Source organism: Halomonas sp. Cn5-12 (assembly GCF_021532545.1).
Lineage (GTDB): Bacteria > Pseudomonadota > Gammaproteobacteria > Pseudomonadales > Halomonadaceae > Vreelandella > Vreelandella aquamarina.
On the sequence record NZ_JAKGAY010000019.1, the window covers coordinates 12,666 to 30,163 of the forward strand.

Below are 17,498 nucleotides of genomic sequence, written 5' to 3' on the forward strand. Positions count from 1 at the left end.
CGCTTGCACTCCCCCCCCTGCCGACCCAGTGCCAGCCACCCCGGCAGGGGTGACATGGTAGCGTCGATGGTGAACGTTGCTGTGCCCAGCCTGTCTGTGCACAGCGATTCCGTTTGTAATTGAAGGCAGGGCTTGCATGCTCAACCGTTACCCCCTGTGGAAGTATCTGCTGATACTGGTCGTCCTGGTGGCTGGCCTTATCTACTCGCTTCCCAATCTATTCCCCGCAGATCCCGCCATTCAGGTTAGCGATGCCCAAGGCAACGCCCTGGATGAACGGCAAATTACCCGCGTTGAAGAAGCGCTCAGCGAGCGCGATATCGCCGTCAAAGCCGTTGAAGAGAACAATGGTCAATGGCTGATTCGTCTGCAAAGCGACGATGACCAGCTCGACGCGCGGGATATTGCCGCCGAAGTGCTTGGCCCCAACGCGACCGTGGCGCTCAACCTTGCCGATGCGACACCTGGCTGGCTGCAAGCTTTTTCTGCTTCCCCGATGACGCTGGGCCTTGATTTACGCGGTGGCGTTCACTTCCTACTGGAAGTGGATATGGACGCCGCGCTGACCCAGCGCCTTGAGGTGAACGCCAGCGCCATCCGCGAACTGCTGCGCAGCGAGCGTATTCGCTACCGAAACACCACCATCGACGAACGCTCGCTATCGATCGACTTCGCCAGCGCCGAAGACCGCGACGCCGCCCGTCGTTTGATCAGCCGCGACTTCCCCAACTTCGAGTACACCAGCGAAGGGGATGGCCGCGCTTCGAGCCTGGTCATGACGCTGAGCGATGTCACGGTCAACGAAATTCAGGATTACGCCATCAACCAGAACTTGACCACGCTGCGTAACCGCGTGAACGAGCTGGGCGTCGCCGAGCCCATGGTACAGCGCCAAGGCCCGAGCCAAATCGTGGTCGAGCTACCCGGCGTGCAGGACACCGTGGCCGCCAAGCGGATCGTCGGTGCGACGGCCAACCTCGAATTTCGTCTCGAGGCGCGCCACGATACACCGGATGCCGAAACCGAACGCTTCGAGTTTCGTAACGACCCGGCCCGCTCAGCGGAGCTGATGCGCGATGTGATCATTACTGGTGACAGCGTTTCCAGCGCCAGCAACAGCTTCGACGAAAACGGTCGCCCTCAGGTCAACATCAACCTGGACGGCACCGGCGGTACGCTGATGAACCGCGCCACGCGCACCAACATTGGGCGCAATATGGCGGTGCTGTTTATCGAGCATAAGAGCGAAGACCGCATCGAAGTCGATCCGGAAACGGGCGAAGAGACCATTGTTCGCGAACCGTATACCGAGCGCGGCCTGATCAGCTTGGCGACGATTCAAAGTGCGTTGGGTAACAGTTTCCGCATCACCGGCCTTGATTCCCCCACTGAAGCCGCCGAGCTTGCCCTGCTACTGCGTTCCGGTTCGCTAGCAGCGCCGATTTACTTCGTACAAGAACGCACCATTGGACCAAGCCTAGGCGCTGAAAACATCGAGCGCGGCTTGCTATCGGTGCAGATCGGCCTGCTACTAGTCGTGCTGTTTATGCTGGTGCGCTACAAGGTATTCGGTGTTTTTGCCAACATCGCCCTGGCGCTCAACCTCACGCTGCTAGTCGCCGTGATGTCGATGCTGGGCGCCACGCTCACGCTACCCGGTATTGCCGGTATCGTGTTGACGCTGGGCATGGCGGTGGACGCCAACGTGCTTATCTTTGAGCGGATACGCGAAGAACTGCGCAACGGCATGTCGATTCAGCAAGCCATTTACGCGGGTTATGAGCGGGCGTTCACCTCGATTATGGATGCCAACATCACCACGCTGCTGGTGGCGGTGATTCTGTTCTCGATTGGCACCGGCCCGGTGAAGGGCTTTGCCGTCACGCTCTCTATCGGCATTCTGACGTCAATGTTCACTGCGCTGCTGGTCACGCGCGCCATGGTCAACCTGACCTATGGTGGCAAGCCCGTCAAAAAGCTGTGGATCTAATCTCGATGGGATCTCAACACGCGCTCAGCACAGAATTTAAGAGGTGGTAATGAAACCCCTATCACAACTGCGCATCGACTTTATGGGACGGCGCAACCTTGCGTTTATCGTCTCGGCCGTGATGCTGATTGTCTCTATTGGCGCCATTTTGTTTCAGCAGCTCAACCTGGGCCTGGACTTTACCGGCGGCACCCTGGTGGAAGTGCGCTACGGCGTGGCACCTTCACTGGATGCCATTCGCCAACTGCTGGAAGACAGCGGTTTCCAAGATGTCTCGGTACAAACCTTTGGCGCTTCAACAGAAGTATTGATTCGCCTGCAGCAAGCGTTTGATGGCGACGTGGGTAACGAGGTTGTCAATCTGCTGCGTGCCAATGGCGATAGTGTCAACTTAGTGCGCGCCGAGTTCGTGGGCGCCCAGGTCGGCGACCAGCTGCGTGACCAGAGCGGCTTAGGCCTGCTCGTCGCGCTGGGCGTGGTGATGCTTTACGTAGCTTTCCGCTTCCAGTACAAGTTCGCCCTTGGTGCCCTGCTTGCCCTGCTGCACGACGTGATCATCGTGGTAGGCGTGTTCGCGCTGTTCCAGCTCGACTTCGACCTAACGGTGCTGGCAGCCATTCTGGCGGTCATCGGCTACTCGCTGAACGACACCATCGTCGTGTATGACCGCATCCGCGAGACGATCCGCACCTCGCGTATCGACGATATGCCGCAGATTTTCAACGAGGCGATTAACGCTACGTTGTCGCGCACATTAGCCACCTCAGGCACAACCGTGCTGGTACTGCTAGCGCTGCTGCTGCTCGGTGGCGATATGATCGAGAACTTCGCGATTGCCCTGCTGGTGGGTATCGTGGTGGGTACGTTCTCGTCTATCTATATCTCCGGTGCCCTGTTGATTCCGCTGAAACTCTCTCGGGAAGACCTGATTCCCACCAAGAAAGAAGTGGATGAAGAGGAAGAAGAGCTGCCCTAAACGCGTTATAGCAGCCAACGAAAAGGCCCTGCCGAAATCAACCGGCAGGGCCTTTTCATATCTTCACACCTAACGCGCTCTTCTTAGAAGTGCGGCGCCAGCTGCTTAATCAGCGCTTTGTAGAGGCGCGGGCCAGCGGCCATTAGCTGGCTTTCAGCATTCACGGTCGGCTTCCCGTCCGGAGTGCCCATCAGCGCGCCCGCTTCTTTTAGCAGCAGCGTACCTACCTGCATATCCTGCTCTTCTAAGCCCAGTACGAAGACGCTGTCTACACGTCCTGCGGCCAGCTCGCACATATCCAGCAGGCCGCTGCCGGTCGCTACCAGGGTTTCTACCTGCGGCGCAAGCTGCTGGGTAATGGTTAAGTAAGCAGGCAGATGGCTCGGACGCAGCCAGGCTTCCGGCAGGCTCATCGCCATGCGTGTGGCAGGAATAGCGGTTGGTTTGCTAACCCGCATGCGCTTGTCGTTGTGCTGAGCGCCGCGGCCGCGACTGGCGATATATTCGTCATCACCAAAGGGAGAGATCACCACCGCGTGTTCGGGGCGACCTTTAACGAGACACACCACTGAGAGTGCAAAGCCCTTACCTGCTACCGCCAAGTTGGAGTAGCCGTGCAGCGGTTCAATTTTCCATACGGTATTTTCACCTTCGCCTTCACCCGCTTTATAGGGCGTATAGCGGCCAGAGAAGCCGTGCAGAGGGTAGCCACGCTGCAGTTGTTGAATGATGGTCGCCTCGGCTTTACGCGCCGTGTCTTCCAGCAAGCGGTCGAGGTTAAATTCCTCATGGGCGTTTTCGATACGTTCGCGAACGCGTAAAAAGTGTTCAACAGCGCCACGCGCGGCGCGCAGCGTAAATTGGACCATCGGATTCATGATCGGGCCTTGTCACAGTGATGTTAAAGAACGGTTCAGGCGCAATACGCCTTTTGGCGGGCAATTCTAACAGAGGCCCCTCGGGCATGCCATCGACTCATGCTAAACTGCGCGTTTTACGCACATGAACCGGGCCTACTATGCTTGAGCGCATCCGAATTGTTTTAATTGGCACCAGCCACCCTGGCAACATTGGCGGCGTGGCACGCGCCATGCACAACATGGGCTTAGCTGATTTAGCCCTGGTCGCTCCTCGCTGCGATGTGATCACCCAAGACAGTATTTCTCGCGCCTCAGGTGCCGACCATCTACTTCACCAAGCTACAGTGCATGCCACACTTGAAGAAGCCGTGGCCGATTGCACGCTAGCTGTTGGCGCCAGCGCCCGCTCGCGCACGCTGCCCTGGCCGATGATCTCGCCTCGGGAACTTGCCGAGCGCCTACCCGGCGAATGCCAGCCAGAAAATGCCCGTGTGGCGCTGGTGTTTGGCCGTGAAGACAGCGGCTTAACCAACGCCGAGCTGCAGCGCTGCCATGCCCATGTGCATATTCCGACCAACGCTGATTTTAGCTCGCTCAACCTTGCCGCGGCGGTTCAAGTGGTGGCCTACGAGTGTCGCATGGCGTGGCTAAGCCAGGCAGATGCCCCAACTGCTGCCGATGATAATGACGAGCTAGCAACCCACGAAGAGCTTGAGCGCTACTTCGAGCACTTAGAGCGCACGCTAATCGCCATCGAGTTTCACGACCCTGCCCTGCCGCGCCAGCTCATGGCACGCCTGCGACGCCTCTATTTACGGGCACGGCCTGAAAAGATGGAGATGAACATTCTGCGCGGCATCCTCTCGGCGACTGAAAAATCCGCTAAAAAGAGTGGAACCGGTAGTGTGAACCAAGAGAACGCCGACACATCCGCGTAGCACATAACGGCGTACTAATCACAAGAGGCGCCAGCAAAGCGGCAATGGCCTAAACTTGAAGTTACAACAACGCGCCCCAACATCGTCTTTCGACTGCCGCTTTGCACTCACCATATTCCAATACTGTATTACTGCTGCCTCCCTTAACGCCCAAGGATCACCCATGTTTCAACGCCTGCGTGAAGACATCAATAGCGTATTTGACCGCGACCCGGCGGCACGTAATTTTCTTGAGGTGCTGACCAACTATCCCGGCCTGCACGCCCTGTTGCTGCACCGCTGCGGCCACTGGCTGTGGAAAAAGAACTTTAAGTGGCTAGCACGAACGCTATCGACCTTCTCCCGCTGGCTCACTGGCATTGAAATCCACCCAGGCGCAACCATTGGGCGGCGCTTTTTTATCGACCATGGCATGGGCGTGGTGATTGGTGAAACCGCACAGGTGGGCGATAACGTCACGCTCTACCAAGGCGTGACGCTAGGCGGCACCAGTTGGAACAAAGGCAAACGTCACCCTACGCTGGAAGATGGTGTGATTGTTGGTGCCGGCGCCAAGATACTGGGGCCGTTTACCGTGGGCGCAGGTGCCAAAATTGGCTCTAACGCGGTAGTTACAAAAGAGGTGCCAGCGGGAGCAACGGTGGTCGGCATCCCCGGCAAAATCGTCAAACGCGCCGCCCCGGATATGGAAGAGGCGCTGGATATCGACCCGGCCCGCCGGGAAGCCATCTGCCAGAAGTTTGGTTTCGATGCCTATGGCGTCAGCCAAGACATGCCCGACCCGGTGGCGCGCTCGATGCAGGCCATGCTCGATCATATGCACGCCGTGGACGAGCGTATCGAGCGCATGTGCTCAACGCTTCGCAAGCTCGACGCCAACTACCGCGATGGCCAGTTACCGGCTCTGCGAGATGAGGACTTTGCCGATATTCTGGATGAAAACGATACCGGCTGCCCTGGCCTTGGTCATACTGCCCAGGAACGCAGCAGCCCATCACCGGAAAGCAGCACCACGCGCAATAGTTGACCAAAGCACTCAGGATTTCCATAATGGCGCAACATTTGCTGCCAGCGCGCTGAAAGCTCAGCGACGAGGGGTACCTGCTATGCGCTTGACGACAAAAGGCCGTTACGCCGTTACGGCCATGCTGGATTTGGCGCTTAACGCCCCCAGCGGCCCTACCAGCCTGGGAGATATCTCCCTGCGACAGGAGATCTCGCTCTCTTACCTGGAGCAACTCTTCGCAAGGCTGCGCCGGGCGGGGCTAGTTAGCAGCGTGCGCGGGCCGGGTGGCGGTTACCTACTGGCCAAAGCACCCGAGGAGATCAGCGTCTCTCTGGTGATTGATGCAGTCAACGAAACCGTCGACGCGACCCGCTGCCAGGGGCTATCCGACTGCCAGCAGGGCGATACCTGTTTAACGCACCATTTATGGTGCGAGCTATCCGGTCAAATTCGCAGTTTTCTCGACGATATTACGCTGGCGCAGTTGATACAGCGCCCTGATGTGATCCGCATCGCTACCCGGCAAAAACAGCGGGTCGATGCTGGCATCCTCGCGTCTTCCCCCTGAAGGTATTTACTGCACGCTGGAATCTATGACGATGACCTCCACTCCCTCTCTGCCCATTTATCTCGATTATGCCGCCACGACGCCGGTCGATGGTCGTGTGGCTGAGGTGATGCAGCGCTACCTCACGGTAGACCAGCTGTTCGCCAACCCCGCTTCCCGCAGCCATATGCTGGGCTGGCAGGCCGAGCAGGTGGTGGAACAGGCGCGCCGCCAAGTGGCCGATATGATCGGCGCTGATCCGCGTGAAATCGTCTGGACCAGCGGCGCCACCGAAGCCAATAACCTAGCGCTAATTGGCTTTATGCGTGCTAACCGCGAACGTGGCATGCACCTTGTCACTTCCAGCATTGAGCATAAAGCGGTGGTAGACACCGCCAAGGCACTGGAGAGCGAAGGCTTCGAGATCACCTGGCTAACCCCAGGGCGCGATGGACGCATCACCCCTGAGCAACTGCGTGCCGCCATGCGCGACGACACGGCACTGGTATCGCTAATGGCGGTGAATAATGAGCTAGGCAGCATTCATGATATTGCCGCCCTAGCGGAAGTCACCCATGAGTTCGGGGCGGCGTTCCACACCGATGCCGCCCAGGCGGTGGGGCGTATTCCGCTCGACGTGGTCGCTCAGCATATTGATTTGATGTCGCTATCAGGCCACAAAGCCTACGGGCCTAAAGGGGTCGGCGCTCTGTATGTGAAACGCCACCCAGATATTCGCGTCGAGGCACTCATTCATGGTGGCGGCCACGAGCGCGGCATGCGCTCCGGCACGCTGCCGACTCATCAGATTGCCGGGATGGGTGAAGCGTTTAACGTCATGCAACAGCAGCAGGATGCGGATCAGGCCCATATTGCGGCGCTACGCGAACGCTTTCTAAGCGGCTTATCAAACCTGGAAGGCATCATCCCCAACTCCCCACTGGAGAACGCCGTTCCCAACATCTTGAACTTGGCGTTTGAAGGCGTGGATGGCGAGGCACTGCTGATGGCGCTTCGGGATGTGGCCGTGTCTACCGGCTCTGCCTGCAACTCGGCAAGCGTTGACCCGTCTTATGTACTACTGGGCATTGGTACGCCCCGTCGGCTCGCGCTCTCATCGCTGCGTATTAGCTTTGGGCGCTTTACCCAAGAGGCCGATATCGACCACGCATTAACCCTACTGCGCCACGCGGTGAGCGGCTTACGTGCGACCGCACGTTAGGCGGCTGACGCTCTCCTGACGCACTGCTAACGACTTCTTAAAGGAGAACGCTCCATGGCAACACTAAACATTACGCCCGCTGCAGCTGAACAAATTCAGCGTGTGCTCGACGAGCGCGGCCAGGGTCTAGGCCTGCGGGTATCCGTTAAACCCAGCGGCTGTTCCGGCTACAGCTATGTGCTTGATTTTGCCGATGAAGCACAGGATGACGATGTGCGTTTCGAAGATCACGGCGCAAGCGTCTACGTGGCTCCTGATGCCGTCGAGATGCTAGACGGCAGCGAAGTGGATTACGTCAACGAAGGCTTGAATCGCTTTTTCCGCTTCAACAACCCCAATGTAAAAGATCAGTGCGGCTGCGGTGAAAGCTTCACAGTCTAAGCTATCCGCCGTGGCTGTTGCGTATATCACCGGTATTCATACCCCCCGGGAGGCGCTATAATCGCGGCCACTCGGCAGCCGATGCAACATACGGCCCTAGCCGACCACTTTTTTCCTGCGCCGCCCCGGCTTTCCGGGGCGGCAATTTCTGCTTTATCCCTTTTAAGGAGATTTCTGCATGGCGACTGAACGTACTCTTTCCATCATCAAGCCCGATGCCGTTGCTAAAAATGCCATTGGCGAGATCATTGCACGCTTTGAAAAAGCGGGCCTGAAGGTCGTTGCCGCTAAAATGATGCACCTCTCCGAAGAGAAGGCTGGTGGCTTCTACGCCGAGCACAAAGAGCGTCCCTTCTTCAAAGACCTAGTTGGCTTCATGACCTCTGGCCCGGTAGTGGTACAAGTGCTGGAAGGCGAAGGCGCCATCGCTAAAAACCGTGAGCTGATGGGTGCTACCAACCCGAAAGAAGCCGCTCCGGGCACCATTCGCGCTGACTTTGCGGAAACAATCGACGCCAACGCTGTCCATGGCTCTGATTCTCCGGAAAGCGCTGAGCGCGAAATTAGCTACTTCTTCGGTAACGACGAAATCTGCCCGCGCTAAACCAAGCGCCGCCGTTTCAACCTTCGTTGCCGGCCATTTTCGCGGGGGCTTTGCCCCCGCCTCTTTCTGAACGCTGACCGCCATGACCACCACCGTAGCTCAACATACGCCTGCCCCCAACACGACTCCTGACAGCGCGACTGCTCAACAAGCGGCACCGGCACGCCAGAACCTGCTGGGGCTTTCCCGCGAGCAGATGGAAGCTTTCTTTTTATCAATTGGCGAAAAGAAATTCCGCGCCACTCAGGTAATGAAGTGGATTCACCAGGAAGGCATCGACGACTTCACGGCGATGACCAACCTGTCGAAACCGCTGCGCGACAAGCTCTCCCAAGTCGCTGAAATTCGCGGCCCGGGCGTTGTCTACGAAGGCACTTCCAGCGACGGCACCCGTAAATGGGTGTTAGAGGTTGAGGATGGCAGCTACGTAGAAACGGTGCTGATTCCCGCTGAAAACGGTAAGCGGCGCACGCTGTGTGTCTCTTCCCAAGTGGGTTGTTCGCTGGACTGTAGCTTCTGCTCTACCGGTAAACAGGGCTTCCAGCGTAACTTAACCGCCGCCGAGATTATCGGCCAGGTGTGGGTTGCCCAACGCAGTGTTGGCCCGCGCCGTGATACCGCCAATCGCCCGGTGACCAACGTGGTCATGATGGGTATGGGCGAACCGCTGCTCAATTTCGATAACGTCGTGCCCGCCATGAAGCTGATGCTCGACGATAACGGTTATGGGCTCTCCAAGCGCCGCGTCACGCTCTCCACATCGGGTGTTGTACCGATGATTGACAAGCTGGGCGATGAGATAGATGTGAGCCTTGCTATCTCGCTGCACGCCTCCACCGATGAGCTGCGCAACGAGCTAGTACCGATCAACCGTAAGTACAATATTCGTGCGCTGCTGGATGCCTGCCACCGTTATCTGGCCAAGTGCCCAGATAACCGTCAGGTCACGATTGAGTACACGCTGATCAAAGACGTCAACGATCAGCAAGAGCACGCTGAGCAGCTCGCCGCGCTGCTTAAAGAACTGCCGTGCAAAATCAACCTGATTCCGTTTAACCCGTTCCCGAATTCAGGTTATGAGAAGCCATCGCGTAACCAAGTGATGCGCTTTCAACAGTGGCTGTACGACTTAGAGTACAACGCTACCGTGCGCATGACCCGTGGCGACGATATTGATGCCGCCTGTGGTCAGCTAGTGGGCCGCGTAAAAGACCGTACCAAGCGTAGCGCACGCTATATTCAGTCCGTTCAGCTTGACGCTGACTAATCGCTGCTGTCTTGACATCCACCTGACACAGCGCTTTGATGGACACGCTTTTGCCGGGTGCTTACAAAGCATCCACCTTGCAGCACTGGCTCAATAGTTTCGACTTAAGAGGGCGTAGATGATCGGTCACCGCAGGCGCATTACCCTTTTTAGGATGCCCATGCTGTCCGTGCTTGCTGGCAGCCTGCTGCTGGCGGGCTGCGCCACCTCTGGCCAAGGGATCAGTGACGACGCCAACCCCGACGCGGCAGAAGCCTACACCCAGCTTGGCGTCGCCTACCTAGAGCGTGATAACCTGCCCCGCGCGTTGAATGCCCTTGATCGTGCTCTTGAACTGGACCCGCGCCACCCTGAGGCACTTCAGGCGCTCGCGCTGGTCTATCAACAGCAGGGAGAGAGTGATCTAGCCAACCGCTACTTCCAGCAGGCGTTGAATGCAGCGCCCTCGTTTACTCGCGCGCGTAACAACTACGCCGCGTTTTTGTATCAGCAGGCACAGTTTTCACAGGCCTGCGAACAGTTAGAAATAGCATCTCAGGATGCCCAGTACGCCAATCGTGCCCAGCTATTTACCAACCTGGGGCAGTGCTATTTGGCAATAGATGAATTTGATAAAGCGCGCGAACGTTTGCAACGCGCGCAAAGTATCGACCCGCGCAACCCACGCGGGTATTTAATGTTAGCCGAACTGGAAGTTTCACAGGGCAATTATGATCAGGCCTGGGCACCGCTGCAGAACTATCTGCAGTTAGCCGGCCCAGACCCAGCGGCACTGGAACTGGCGATTGATGTCGCCCTCGCCCGCGGTGACGACGCCGCGGCTGCCGACTACCAGCGCTTGCTAAACAACTGATTGCCGCCCTGATCACCACATTATTGAAGGATGCTCAGCTATGAGCGACACACAGTTACAAGATAGTGTTACTACGGCCCACAGCACAGCAACCCCCGGTGAGTTGCTTTCTCGTCAACGCGAATCGCTGGGCGTCCCGCTGACGGATGCCGCCCGAGCACTGAACCTGCGCCCTGCTGTGGTGGATGGCCTAGAGCGCGATAATTACGAAGAGATTCCCGTCGCTGCGTATCGTCGCGGCTACTTGCGCGCCTATGCCAAATATTTAGGCATGGACGAACGTGTGGTGCTTGAAGCTTACCAGGTTCGCCACGGCACCCGTGATGCCGAACGCAAGGTGGCCCCGGTTACCGTGACTAAGCCGCCATCCAAAGTAGGCGCATGGCTCTTTAAGTTAGTCACTCTGCTGGTGATTGCCGGGCTGATTGCCGTGACGGTTGCTTGGTGGCAAAGCAGAGGTGGCAGCGAGCCGCCGAGCATCGGCGCCTCACCCGCTATGGAAGAGAACGAAGCGTTCATCAGCGAACCCGAGCCAGCTCCAGAGCCTACTCCGGTGGTCACACCTGATGAGCCCGCCGCAACGGAGGAGTTGACTAACGATGTGGTCAGCGGCGAGCCCGCCGACAGCGATATTAGCGATAGCAGTGCGCCCGCTGCTGACAACGATGAGCCAACCGCTGCCGCTAGCGACGAACCTGCGGCCCCGGCGGTTGACGCCGACGCAGCGACCGATGTAGCTGAGGCGCCTGCTGAAGAGGTGGCCAATGCCGCCCCCGCTGCTAACCCCAACTTGCTGGAGCTGACGTTTAACGAGCAGTCCTGGACAGAGATTTTCGATGCCAACAACCAGCGTGTGTTTGTCGGTCTACAAACCCCCGGCACCACCGCGAGCGTTGAGGGCGAACCGCCTTTTCGTTTAACCGTCGGCAACGCCACCGGTGTAGAACTGCGCTACCAAGGTGAGCTCGTCAACCTTGCCGAGCGCGCCGGTACCAATAACGTTGCCCGCTTTACCCTGGGAGAGTGACTCGTCTTATGCACGCCCCTTCTCCGATTAAACGCCGTCTGTCACGCCAAATTCATGTTGGCAATGTGGCCGTGGGCGGCGATGCGCCGATTTCCGTACAGAGCATGACCAACACCAATACCCTGGATGTGGACGCCACCGTCGGCCAGATCCAGCAGTTGGAAAAAGCCGGAGCAGATATCGTACGCGTCTCTGTGCCGGATATGGACGCCGCTGAAGCCTTCGGCAAAATCAAGCAGCGCGTAGCCATCCCCCTCGTTGCCGACATTCATTTCGATTACAAAATCGCCCTGCGCGTCGCTGAGCTAGGCGTTGACTGTCTGCGCATCAATCCCGGCAATATTGGCCGGGAAGATCGCGTACGCGCTGTGGTAAGCGCCGCCCGCGATTACGGCATTCCAATCCGTATCGGGGTGAACGCCGGGTCGCTGGAAAAAGATCTGCAAAAGAAGTACGGCGAGCCTACGCCCGCCGCGCTGGTTGAGTCTGCCATGCGCCATATTGACCACCTGGACCGCCTCGATTTCCAGGAGTTTAAAGTCAGCGTGAAAGCGTCTGATGTGTTTATGGCGGTGGCCGCTTATCGCGACCTTGCCACCCGCATCGAGCAGCCGCTGCACCTGGGTATCACCGAAGCAGGCGGCTTGCGTTCGGGCACCGTGAAGTCCTCTATTGGCCTAGGCATGCTGTTGATGGATGGTATCGGCGACACCATCCGCGTCTCGCTGGCTGCCGACCCGGTGGAAGAGATCAAGGTCGGGTTCGATATGCTCAAGAGCCTGAAGCTGCGCGCCAAGGGCATTAACTTCATCGCCTGCCCCAGCTGCTCGCGACAGAACTTTGACGTCATCAGCACCATGAACCAGCTTGAAGAGCGCCTGGAAGATGTGATGACGCCGCTGGATGTCTCGGTGATTGGCTGTGTGGTCAACGGCCCCGGCGAAGCTAAAGAGACCGATATCGGCCTAACCGGCGGCTCACCCGCCAACTTGGTCTACATCGATGGCAAACCGGCGAGTAAGCTGCGCAACGATCATCTGGTAGATGACCTGGAAAAGCTGATCCGCGACAAGGTACGCCAGAAAGAGCAGCAGCAAGAGAACATGATTGCACGCAGCATTTGACACCTGCGTTGCCTGCAACAGGCGGCACGCCTTGCGCCTCGCGCTGCCGCCCAGACAAGGAGTTTTCATTGAGCAAGTCCGCCGCTAAAAAGATTCAAGCCATCCGTGGAATGAACGACCTATTGCCCAGCGACAGCCCTCGCTGGCAATTTTTTGAGGGCAAAGTACGCCAATTGATGCACCGCTACGGCTTCGATGAAATTCGTACGCCGATCGTGGAACAGACGGCGCTGTTTGCCCGCTCGATTGGCGAAGTCACCGATATCGTCGAGAAAGAGATGTACACCTTCGACGACCGCAACGGTGACAGCCTGACGCTGCGCCCTGAAGGCACCGCCAGCTGCGTGCGGGCGGCAATGGAACACGGCTTGCTGCATAACCAAACCCAGCGGCTTTGGTACCAAGGGCCGATGTTCCGCCACGAACGGCCTCAGAAAGGGCGTTACCGTCAGTTTCACCAAGTGGGCGTGGAAACCTACGGCTTTGATGGCCCGGACATTGATGCCGAAGTCATACTGCTCTCGGCACGGCTATGGCAAGAGCTTGGCTTGATGGAGCACGTCACCCTGGAGCTGAACTCCCTGGGTTCCGCTGAAGCACGGGCGGCCTACCGAGACAAACTGGTGGCCTACTTTGAGCAGCACCAAGACGTTCTCGATGAAGACTCCAAACGACGCTTAACCAGCAATCCGCTGCGCATTCTGGACTCCAAAAACCCGGATATGGCCGAGATGCTCAACGCGGCCCCGCAGTTGATGGATCATCTGGACGATGAGTCCCGCGCGCATTTCGAGCAGCTCAAAGCGATGCTGGATGCCGCCGGCATTCCGTACGTAGTCAACCCGCGCTTGGTGCGCGGCCTGGACTACTACTGCCGCACGGTGTTCGAGTGGACCACCACTGCGCTGGGCAGCCAGGGCACCGTCTGTGCCGGTGGCCGCTACGATGGTCTGGTCGAGCAGCTCGGTGGTAAGCCCACGCCCGCGGTGGGCTTTGCCATGGGTATTGAGCGCTTAGTACTGCTGCTGGAAACTCTGAATTTGGTACCAGCGGATGCCATGGGCGGATGCGATGTCTATCTGGTGCCCATGGATGACAGCGCCACTGTTGCTGCACTCATGCTAGCAGAGCAGCTGCGAAGCGCGCTGCCATCTCTACGCTTACAGCTACACTGCGGCGGCGGAAGCTTCAAAAGCCGGATGAAGAAGGCGGATAAGAGCGCCGCGCCGGTGGCAATTCTGCTGGGTGAGGATGAGCTCGCCAACCAAACCGCCACACTGAAGTTTCTGCGCGATGACCGCGAGCAGCAGCAGGTGGCCCAGGCAGCGTTGGCCGAGACGCTTCGCGAGTTACTGCCTAACCTACCGTCTCATTAACGTAACTGCCCCCAGCGATGCCTGGGGCGGATGAACACTCGTTAGCCGCAAAAGCGGCTGACCCATGAAACAGGAGGCCGCCCGTGGCGGATCTGAGAAGCGAAGAAGAGCAGCTAGAAGTCGTCAAACGCTGGTGGAAAGAGAACGGGACCTCGCTCATTGCCGGTGCCGTTCTCGCTGCGGCGGGCGTCTTTGGTTGGAACGCATGGCAGAACTACCAAGAGGGTAAGTCAGAGGCAGCTTCTGCCCGATACCAGCAGCTCATCAACATGACCGCTGGCACCACCTTGGAAGGGGATCAGTTAAGCGCGGCACAAACGCTGATTGATGAGCTCACCGACGACTACGGCAACACCCTGTATGCCGAACTGGCACAGCTGCTGGAGGCCCGCCTGGCCGTGCAGGAAGGCGATCTGGCCGCGGCCAAGCAGGCACTGCAGGACGTGGCCAGCAACTCCTCACGCCGCTATGTGCAAAGCCTGGCATGGCTGCGCTTGGCACGCATTGAAGTGGCTGAAGGTAACCCGGAAGCCGCGCTAGCGCTTCTTGATCAGCCTATTTCCGATGCGCTGGCCGCTCAACAAGCCAACGTGCGAGGCGATGCTTTCCTGGCTCAGAACCAGCCCGAGCAGGCTCGCGAAGCATGGCAAGCCGCGCTGGAGATTGCCCAAACGCAGAACCAGCCGCTTTATGGCGTGCAGTTCAAGCTCGACGATATCGGCGCCGAGGAGGCGAATCAGTGATGACCAACAGCCTGTTAAAACCACGTTTTTCCACTTCGCTGATGCGTGCCACGCTGGGTGCCGTTGCGCTGGCCTTGCTGGCGGGTTGCGCCAGCAAGGGTGAGCCTGCCTACACCCCCAAAGAGCTGCGTAGCTTCAATGAAACCTCATCACTGGATAGCCAGTGGCGGCGCAGCGTTGGCGACGGTTTTGGCCGTGCCCGCTACCCGATTGCACCGGCACGCGAGGGTAATACCGTGTTTGCCGCCGATGCCAACGGCCTGGTAGCCGCCTTCAATGCCCAGAGCGGTGAGCGTGAGTGGCAAGTCGAGCTGGATACTCCCATCTCCAGTGCACTCAACGCCATTGCCGGCCAAGTTTATCTCGGCACCCGTAACGGTGAAGTGATCGCCCTCGACCAGCACGACGGTAGCGTTACTTGGCGTTCGCGGGTCACCAGCGAAGTACTGGCAGCTCCGCAAGCCAACCAGCAGCTACTGCTGGTTCAGAGCGTGGACGGCCAAATTACCGCTCTGGACCGCGCCAGCGGCGAAGAGCGCTGGGTCTACACCAGCTCTCAGCCTGCTTTAACGCTGCGCGGCACCGGAACGCCAATGGTCATCGACCCGGTCACCTTCGTGGGTACGGCCAACGGACGCCTGGCGACGCTGGACAACCGCAGCGGCCAGCCCCTTTGGGAAATGCAGATTGCCACACCACGTGGCCGTAGCGACGTTGAGCGCCTAGTGGACCTGTCTGGCCAGCCAGTACTTAGCCCCGATGGCCTCCTGTTCGTGACTAGCTACAACGGCCGTGTGGTTGCGCTGGAAGCGACCCGTGGCGGTGTGCTGTGGGAAACCAACCTCTCCAGCCGCCACACGCCGATTCTGGTGGGCGACTTCTTATTTGTGGTCAGCGACGACAGCCACATCGTTGCCTTGGACGCCAACAGCGGCCAAGAGATCTGGCGTAACGATGACCTGGAAGATCGCTGGCTCACCGCCCCCGCCTTTGCCGATGGCCGCATCGTCGTGGGTGATTTTGAGGGTTATGTCCACCTCATCGACGCCCGCGAAGGCAACCTGGTCGGCCGCACCCGTATCGATGATTCGGGTATTAGCGTGCGCCCGGTGACTGAAGGCAGCACCATTCATGTCCAGGCCAACAATGGTCGCCTGGAAACCCTGGAAGTAACTCCATGACACCCGTCATTGCATTAGTCGGTCGCCCCAATGTGGGCAAATCGACGCTGTTTAACCGTCTGACCCGCTCGCGCGATGCGCTGGTGGCAGACTTTCCTGGCCTGACCCGTGACCGTAAATACGGTAACGGCATGCTGGGTGGAAAGGCGTACACCGTCATCGATACCGGCGGTATCAGCGGTGACGAAGAAGGCATCGATGCCGCGATGGCCGAGCAGTCCCTCGCGGCCATCGACGAAGCCGATATCGTGCTGTTCCTGGTCGATGCCCGCGCCGGGTTGAACGTCGCCGACGAAGCGATTGCCAACCACCTGCGCGTCAACCAGAAAAAGACCTGGCTGGTGGTCAACAAGACCGACGGCCTGGAAGAGCACTCGGCCATGGCCGATTTCTGGAAACTGGGCCTGGGTGACCCGTGGCCGATTGCCGCCGCTCATGGCCGCAACGTATCGCTGCTGATTGATACGGTGCTTGAACCCTTCCCCGAACGGGATGCCAGCATTCCTGCCGATACAGGCAGCAAAGGCATTCGCATTGGCGTGATTGGCCGCCCGAACGTGGGTAAATCTACGCTGGTCAACCGCCTGCTCGGTGAAGAGCGCGTGGTAGTATTCGATGAAGCGGGCACCACCCGCGACGCTATCGAAATCCCTTTCGAGCGCAACGGCAAGCCGTACGTGCTGATCGACACCGCCGGCATTCGGCGGCGTAAGAACGTGCGTGAAATCGCCGAAAAGTTCTCGATCATCAAAACGCTGGATGCGATCAAAGAGAGCCACGTGGCCGTCATGGTATTGGACGCCCGCAGCGGCTTGGTTGAGCAGGACCTGCACCTGCTGGACTACGTGCTCACCACAGGGCGTGCGTTGGTACTGGCGGTCAACAAGTGGGACGGGCTGGAGAGCGAAGCCAAAGAGAAGATGCGCGCCGACATCAAGCGCCGTCTGGGCTTTGCCGACTACGCCGAGCTGCACTTTATTTCCGCGCTGCATGGCACCGCAGTGGGCGACTTGTACCCCTCCATTGAGCGGGCGTTTAACGCCGCCAACGCGCACTGGTCGACCAACCGTCTCACCACGCTGCTGCAGGATGCGGTAAGCCAGCATCCGCCCCCCATGGTCAACGGCCGCCGCATCAAGCTGCGTATGGCTCACCAGGGTGGCAGCAACCCGCCGATTATTGTGGTGCATGGCAACCAGACAGCATCGCTGCCTGAGGCTTATCGTCGCTACCTGACCAATACCTTCCGTAAAGTGTTGAAGGTGCGCGGCACGCCGATGCGCTTTGAGTTCCGGTCGGGCAACAACCCGTTCGATAACATGGCGGGCGCCAGCGATAAAGAGAAAGCCAAAAAGCGCGAGCTTAACCGTACCAAAGAGGCGCGCAAAAGCCGCCGTTAAGCG

The 17,498-nt window shown here is 58.7% G+C and carries 17 protein-coding genes; 16 read left to right on the forward strand and 1 reads right to left on the reverse strand.

The window, feature by feature from the left end:
* Positions 1-136 precede the first annotated feature (136 nt).
* Together secD and secF are read left to right on the forward strand one after the other, a co-directional pair.
* The gene (gene secD, locus L1249_RS11390) at positions 137-1,990 is read left to right on the forward strand and encodes a protein translocase subunit SecD (RefSeq protein WP_228168640.1); all 1,854 of its coding nucleotides are present in this window, start codon (positions 137-139) and stop codon (positions 1,988-1,990) included.
* A 49-nt stretch (positions 1,991-2,039) separates the two neighbouring features.
* Entirely contained in the window at positions 2,040-2,966 is a 927-nt protein-coding gene (gene secF / locus L1249_RS11395; RefSeq protein ID WP_062359889.1) for a protein translocase subunit SecF, read from the forward strand.
* Between the two features lie 83 nt (positions 2,967-3,049).
* On the opposite strand, the gene L1249_RS11400 is transcribed toward secF, so the two are convergent.
* Positions 3,050-3,844 (reverse strand): inositol monophosphatase family protein, encoded by a 795-nt coding sequence (locus L1249_RS11400; protein WP_074211024.1) that lies wholly within the window; start codon positions 3,842-3,844, stop codon positions 3,050-3,052.
* A 140-nt stretch (positions 3,845-3,984) separates the two neighbouring features.
* On the opposite strand from L1249_RS11400, the gene trmJ reads away from it, so the two are divergent.
* The 14 genes from trmJ (at position 3,985) to der (ending at position 17,495) form a co-directional block, all read left to right on the forward strand.
* Positions 3,985-4,764, forward strand: a complete 780-nt coding sequence (gene trmJ, locus L1249_RS11405) for a tRNA (cytosine(32)/uridine(32)-2'-O)-methyltransferase TrmJ (RefSeq protein ID WP_054641571.1) — start codon at positions 3,985-3,987, stop codon at positions 4,762-4,764.
* Positions 4,765-4,927: 163 nt separating this feature from the next.
* The gene (gene cysE, locus L1249_RS11410) at positions 4,928-5,791 is read left to right on the forward strand and encodes a serine O-acetyltransferase (protein ID WP_062359893.1); all 864 of its coding nucleotides are present in this window, start codon (positions 4,928-4,930) and stop codon (positions 5,789-5,791) included.
* A 79-nt stretch (positions 5,792-5,870) separates the two neighbouring features.
* Positions 5,871-6,338, forward strand: a complete 468-nt coding sequence (locus L1249_RS11415; RefSeq protein ID WP_044628921.1) for a Fe-S cluster assembly transcription factor — start codon at positions 5,871-5,873, stop codon at positions 6,336-6,338.
* A gap of 25 nt (positions 6,339-6,363) precedes the next feature.
* Positions 6,364-7,539 carry an aminotransferase class V-fold PLP-dependent enzyme gene (locus tag L1249_RS11420; RefSeq protein WP_371827817.1) on the forward strand — a complete coding sequence of 392 codons (1,176 nt, stop codon included), beginning with the start codon at positions 6,364-6,366 and terminating at the stop codon, positions 7,537-7,539.
* A 54-nt stretch (positions 7,540-7,593) separates the two neighbouring features.
* Positions 7,594-7,920, forward strand: a complete 327-nt coding sequence (locus L1249_RS11425) for a HesB/IscA family protein (protein ID WP_058579867.1) — start codon at positions 7,594-7,596, stop codon at positions 7,918-7,920.
* Between the two features lie 178 nt (positions 7,921-8,098).
* Positions 8,099-8,524 carry a nucleoside-diphosphate kinase gene (gene ndk / locus L1249_RS11430; RefSeq protein ID WP_044628924.1) on the forward strand — a complete coding sequence of 142 codons (426 nt, stop codon included), beginning with the start codon at positions 8,099-8,101 and terminating at the stop codon, positions 8,522-8,524.
* Between the two features lie 82 nt (positions 8,525-8,606).
* The gene (rlmN, locus tag L1249_RS11435; RefSeq protein WP_044628925.1) at positions 8,607-9,791 is read left to right on the forward strand and encodes a 23S rRNA (adenine(2503)-C(2))-methyltransferase RlmN; all 1,185 of its coding nucleotides are present in this window, start codon (positions 8,607-8,609) and stop codon (positions 9,789-9,791) included.
* A 118-nt stretch (positions 9,792-9,909) separates the two neighbouring features.
* The gene (gene pilW, locus L1249_RS11440; protein WP_044628926.1) at positions 9,910-10,644 is read left to right on the forward strand and encodes a type IV pilus biogenesis/stability protein PilW; all 735 of its coding nucleotides are present in this window, start codon (positions 9,910-9,912) and stop codon (positions 10,642-10,644) included.
* A gap of 40 nt (positions 10,645-10,684) precedes the next feature.
* Positions 10,685-11,671 carry a RodZ domain-containing protein gene (locus L1249_RS11445; RefSeq protein ID WP_228168639.1) on the forward strand — a complete coding sequence of 329 codons (987 nt, stop codon included), beginning with the start codon at positions 10,685-10,687 and terminating at the stop codon, positions 11,669-11,671.
* An 8-nt stretch (positions 11,672-11,679) separates the two neighbouring features.
* Complete coding sequence (ispG, locus tag L1249_RS11450; protein WP_062359902.1) at positions 11,680-12,795, forward strand: flavodoxin-dependent (E)-4-hydroxy-3-methylbut-2-enyl-diphosphate synthase; 1,116 nt, start codon at positions 11,680-11,682, stop codon at positions 12,793-12,795.
* Positions 12,796-12,863: 68 nt separating this feature from the next.
* Entirely contained in the window at positions 12,864-14,171 is a 1,308-nt protein-coding gene (gene hisS / locus L1249_RS11455; RefSeq protein WP_228168638.1) for a histidine--tRNA ligase, read from the forward strand.
* Positions 14,172-14,254: 83 nt separating this feature from the next.
* Positions 14,255-14,914: a YfgM family protein gene (locus tag L1249_RS11460; RefSeq protein ID WP_228168637.1), complete on the forward strand. Its 660-nt coding sequence runs from the start codon at positions 14,255-14,257 to the stop codon at positions 14,912-14,914.
* Positions 14,914-16,095 carry an outer membrane protein assembly factor BamB gene (gene bamB, locus L1249_RS11465; RefSeq protein ID WP_228168636.1) on the forward strand — a complete coding sequence of 394 codons (1,182 nt, stop codon included), beginning with the start codon at positions 14,914-14,916 and terminating at the stop codon, positions 16,093-16,095. The genes L1249_RS11460 and bamB overlap by 1 nt, the downstream gene beginning before the upstream one ends.
* Positions 16,092-17,495, forward strand: coding sequence for a ribosome biogenesis GTPase Der (der, locus tag L1249_RS11470; protein ID WP_054644943.1), 1,404 nt, complete (start codon positions 16,092-16,094; stop codon positions 17,493-17,495). Before bamB ends, der begins: the two co-directional genes overlap by 4 nt.
* The last annotated feature ends 3 nt before the right edge of the window (positions 17,496-17,498 follow it).

Bases quoted from the DNA above. Each gene is read 5' to 3' on its own strand.
- cysE (WP_062359893.1), top strand. From the start codon at position 4,928: ATGTTTCAACGCCTGCGTGAAGACATCAATAGCGTATTTGACCGCGAC.
- pilW (WP_044628926.1), top strand. From the start codon at position 9,910: ATGATCGGTCACCGCAGGCGCATTACCCTTTTTAGGATGCCCATGCTG.
- L1249_RS11400 (WP_074211024.1), bottom strand. From the start codon at position 3,844: ATGAATCCGATGGTCCAATTTACGCTGCGCGCCGCGCGTGGCGCTGTT.
- trmJ (WP_054641571.1), top strand. From the start codon at position 3,985: ATGCTTGAGCGCATCCGAATTGTTTTAATTGGCACCAGCCACCCTGGC.
- L1249_RS11420 (WP_371827817.1), top strand. From the start codon at position 6,364: ATGACGATGACCTCCACTCCCTCTCTGCCCATTTATCTCGATTATGCC.
- secF (WP_062359889.1), top strand. From the start codon at position 2,040: ATGAAACCCCTATCACAACTGCGCATCGACTTTATGGGACGGCGCAAC.
- bamB (WP_228168636.1), top strand. From the start codon at position 14,914: ATGACCAACAGCCTGTTAAAACCACGTTTTTCCACTTCGCTGATGCGT.
- ndk (WP_044628924.1), top strand. From the start codon at position 8,099: ATGGCGACTGAACGTACTCTTTCCATCATCAAGCCCGATGCCGTTGCT.
- L1249_RS11425 (WP_058579867.1), top strand. From the start codon at position 7,594: ATGGCAACACTAAACATTACGCCCGCTGCAGCTGAACAAATTCAGCGT.
- L1249_RS11445 (WP_228168639.1), top strand. From the start codon at position 10,685: ATGAGCGACACACAGTTACAAGATAGTGTTACTACGGCCCACAGCACA.
- ispG (WP_062359902.1), top strand. From the start codon at position 11,680: ATGCACGCCCCTTCTCCGATTAAACGCCGTCTGTCACGCCAAATTCAT.
- rlmN (WP_044628925.1), top strand. From the start codon at position 8,607: ATGACCACCACCGTAGCTCAACATACGCCTGCCCCCAACACGACTCCT.
- L1249_RS11415 (WP_044628921.1), top strand. From the start codon at position 5,871: ATGCGCTTGACGACAAAAGGCCGTTACGCCGTTACGGCCATGCTGGAT.
- der (WP_054644943.1), top strand. From the start codon at position 16,092: ATGACACCCGTCATTGCATTAGTCGGTCGCCCCAATGTGGGCAAATCG.
- secD (WP_228168640.1), top strand. From the start codon at position 137: ATGCTCAACCGTTACCCCCTGTGGAAGTATCTGCTGATACTGGTCGTC.